Annotated in this window: 3 protein-coding genes; all 3 read right to left on the reverse strand. The window is 56.8% G+C overall.

Going from position 1 to position 3,904, the window contains the following annotated elements; translation table 11 throughout:
• Positions 1–1,631, reverse strand: a 1,631-nt coding sequence (locus VGE80_RS13030) for a glycosyltransferase family 25 protein (RefSeq protein WP_440592979.1), incomplete at its 3' end; no start/stop codon positions are given.
• A 389-nt stretch (positions 1,632–2,020) separates the two neighbouring features.
• Complete coding sequence (locus VGE80_RS13035) at positions 2,021–2,326, reverse strand: hypothetical protein (RefSeq protein ID WP_440592980.1); 306 nt, start codon at positions 2,324–2,326, stop codon at positions 2,021–2,023.
• A gap of 879 nt (positions 2,327–3,205) precedes the next feature.
• Complete coding sequence (locus tag VGE80_RS13040) at positions 3,206–3,826, reverse strand: hypothetical protein (protein WP_440592981.1); 621 nt, start codon at positions 3,824–3,826, stop codon at positions 3,206–3,208.
• Positions 3,827–3,904 lie beyond the last annotated feature (78 nt).

Below are 3,904 nucleotides of genomic sequence, written 5' to 3' on the forward strand. Positions count from 1 at the left end.
AATAGAATCCCGATCTCGTTTCGGTCATAGTGCTGTCCCGGCCAGAGTTCCGCCCCCCAGTAGTCTCTGCGAATCGACGTCGCCTCTGGCTTCTTCAGAATATCCCCAGTGAACCAGTAGAAGCCGCCCGAATAGTACCAGCCGAACCTGTTCCCGCCCGGCCATCGGTTATCGACGCAAAACGGGCCTGCTACCGGAAACTGATCCAGCGTTGCGGAAACGTGCTCAGAATCGTCGAGGCAGATTTCGTAAAGCATCTCTGTCCAGTCCCGGCAGGTCAGCGGGTCGTCGTATTTGACCCCCTTCGCATGACCACGGAACGTGATCGAGCCGTCGCCGACGGGAAGCGTGTTCAGCAGCTTAACGAACGTCTGAGCCTCGCCCATGTTCGGATCGTTCGGAAACTCAATCCAGTTGTCGATCCTCACGCCGTCGAAGGCTCGCTGGACATCGACCAGAGCGTCGGCCTCGGGAGACGTGGCAACTCCGATTGAGCGAACCCCGTCGAATTGCTCGATCCGCTTCAGCAGTTGTTCGACGTTCCATCGCCAGACGCCGTTCCCCTTGCGTGGCCAGATGTGATAGATCAGGTTTCGGCGTGGCGGTGCTGAATCTGCTACGGCCTCGGTCAACTTGAACAGAACTTCGGCCAGTTGCCGTTCTGCTTCCTCAGGATGATCGGCTGTAATGCGATGAAAGCGGGCGAAGTTGAGTGATTCGACGCAAGGCCAGTTCAGCGAGGGGTGGAATAAGCAGATACAGGATTTCCCTTCACGAACCGCTTCGGGCATGACGACCTTGTACCACTGCTCCAGATCCGCATGGATCTTCATCCCGGCCATCGCCGCACAGACTCCCCGGTCTAGCCTCTGCTCATTCTGCCAGTGGCCGCGGTGCCAGCCACGCCGCTCCAATTCCACTGCGACGTCGATTGTGGATTCCAGAAAAATGGCAGGCACGGGACGAACTTCTCTTTTCCCCTCCACGATGGCCAGACGCTCGGGATCGGTAAAGTACGTCGCAGCGTTATTATTGCCACTAATGTTCGATGGACCGCTGTCCTGGCCCACCAGCCACCGGGAAGGACAGTAGACCTTAAGCCTTCCTGACTCGTGCAAGCGCCCCAGATGATGATCGATGTGTTCGTGTGGAGCAAAGGGGATCTGGTGGAGGTGCCTGTAGAGCAGCTCATAACCTCGGCGATGAACGGCAAAGGCGTGGGTCCGGTTCACATTGAAGGGGACGAAGACCGATTCGGTTACTTTGCCGGGTGGGTGAGCCGCTTCGTGCAGCAACTGTCCGCCGAGATAAAGCTGTTGCCAATCGCAGGGAAGTTCAGCCAGCACCCTGGGCAGTCTCTCGTCAAAATCAGGCCGGAAGATCGCGTCATCCTCGAACACAATGTAAGACTCGATGCCCGCGTTATAGCAATGTTCGAGAATCTGAAGGTGACTTCGGTAGCAACCCCATGCACCGTTTCCTGCTGTCCACCACTCCGGCGGCGTGACCGTATCCCCATGCAGGGCGTGCCAGACTTCTGCCTTCGGCAGGCAGCTCGGATAGCGTGCCTGGAACGCGTGCAGTCGGTCGGTTTTGAAGGGAAGATTAATCACAAAAGCGCGGTCAAACATGGACGGTTCCCGAGAAAACGCAATTTCTTTATTGCGGGGTGACAGACCGCGAGGCCCACAACGAGGTACCTTGCAACGGTTGGAGACACGTTGTCCCAAGGAGCGATGTTGCGGGCGGCGAATGATCCTGATTGGCCTCATCTCGAATCACACCCGGGGACAACGTCGCGGTCGACCAGGCCTGACATTCCTTGATGAAGCCCCTTCCCCGCACATTTCACCCGGCAAAATCGAATGAAGTGCCTCACGGAAGCCGCGGGCTCATCTTCCTGTGAGGAGTGATCGAGCCGGGTCATGACTTCGCCGAGAACGGGACCGGGCCGGGGCCTATCGCCTACGGGAGAACTCGTCAGGTGCGAGCCGCAGAAGCTCCCCCGTCTGGCATCTGATTACTTTTTCAGATCGTTAAGACTCTCGACGAAGAGTCGACAGGCCAGATCAAGATCGGCCTTGGGAAAATTTTGAGCGGTTCGATCGAGTTGCAGTTGATCACCATCCACTCGAAAGACCGCAATCAGCCATTTCCCGGCAAGCGTCGCGTCAGTCAGGCTGTCGACGACGGGGGACGGCCAGCGGCGGTGATCGGGGGAGGCGGCCGGCGGAGCGGCCTGTTTTTCTTGTCGAGATTCATGGGTCTTCAGCTTCGACTGACGCACCTGGCGACTTGCGGATTGGCTGGCAGAGGCTTTTCTCATTTCCACTTCCCCAGCGGGCATGATTCGGACGCGAGGGCCAGTTTGTTCAAGAGCTGGTTCTCGGCAATACAGGGGCATCCACACAACTGGCAATGCTGATCCACCAGATGAGGGCAGCGCTGACAGATAGAAAGGCGCTCTTCGATGATGGTTTCTGCGGCACGCGAGAATCCCGTTGCGGCGTGCCGAGCCATTGCATTTGCAAAATTCCATCCTCGAATCCATATGGATGGAAACGACTTCTCACATTCCGGCATCTCTGGATCCCGGTTTTCACACCGATTCAGAGATGCTTTAACCAAGCTAGCAAGATCTAAGTGCCCGGCTGCCTCAAAATCTGCAACCAACAACGAAAGCCCTGAACAACGACTCACCATGAAACGGATCCTGTAAGTGTCGATGGACAACCCGTTCCCGCTCCTGAAACGGCCCATGCGAACGTCTGCCCGTTAGTACACGGAACACCTTCCGCGGTATATATGCAGAGTGGGGACGTCGATCGGACGTAAAAGAATGTGAACATGTTGTTGAGAAGAATTGCAGACGTCTGAAATGGTGGGATAGCGCCGTGGTTGTACCACTTAGTGCAATTGGTGGCGTCGCCAACACAGACTTCAGTCGAGGTACCATGGGTGACCGTTAATGCGGAAACCATGCGGGCGTCCGTGAGGCATGGAGCATAGCAAGGATCACCAAGGGGACTACGACTAGTTCGACTGATGATGCTGTTTCCACATCCCGCCTCAACGCCACCGACAACAAACGAGCAACAACAAGAACAGTCCTGAGGACTGCTCGACGCAGAAGACGCTGTGCTACTACTCGAGGAACCACAACACGGGCAGTTGGGGATAACGATGACATCTCCTGGGTTTGGCATCAGCAGCATCCTCGGGCTTGGCCGTACGTGACTGACAACGATCCGCCTGAGCAACTCACACTGGTGACCACCGTGACACAACCGCAAGCACCACTGCTGCTGCTCGATCCACTGACGTGACTGCTGGATCCGTTCGACGCGCTAGACCCACTCGACTGGCTGCTCGCGGAACTGCTCGACGAATAGCAGACCGTCGCAGGTGCTCGCTCGTACGTTCGTAAGAACAACGACCGCTTCGGGACCCCGCCGTTCTGGCTATGCCCCTGGGCGAAGAATCCCCTGGTCAGACTATTGCGCGTCAATACCCAGCTTCCCTCCGACGGTCCCCACTCTTCTCCCGGTGCGGGATCACTGACGGACGGGTCAATGCAGACATAGAGGAAGGGGTCATAAAAACCTAATCCTCTGGCTCCGACACCAATCGCGGTGTTTCCGGTCACCATGACATTTCCCGGCTTGCCGCAGCCGTACTGATCAACGTGAGTCACCGTAACCGGTTCGCGACCACCGTCCGAACTGGTCGTCTCCACAGCAACGGCGACGACCACCGACCTTGCCGGAATGATCATTCCGGAATCGTTCTGAATCACGACGCTCATGACGGGCGATAGGGCAGTCATGTGTTGATACTTCCTGAAAACGCAGTTCGTCGAGTGATTTCATTTTTGACCGCGTTCAACTTGTCGGAGATTCCCTCT

The sequence above is a fragment of the Schlesneria sp. genome (genome assembly GCF_036405755.1).
In the GTDB taxonomy this organism is placed as follows: domain Bacteria; phylum Planctomycetota; class Planctomycetia; order Planctomycetales; family Planctomycetaceae; genus Schlesneria; species Schlesneria sphaerica.

Coding starts and splice junctions, on each gene's coding strand:
- VGE80_RS13035 (WP_440592980.1), bottom strand. CDS start 2,326: ATGAGAAAAGCCTCTGCCAGCCAATCCGCAAGTCGCCAGGTGCGTCAG.
- VGE80_RS13040 (WP_440592981.1), bottom strand. CDS start 3,826: ATGACTGCCCTATCGCCCGTCATGAGCGTCGTGATTCAGAACGATTCC.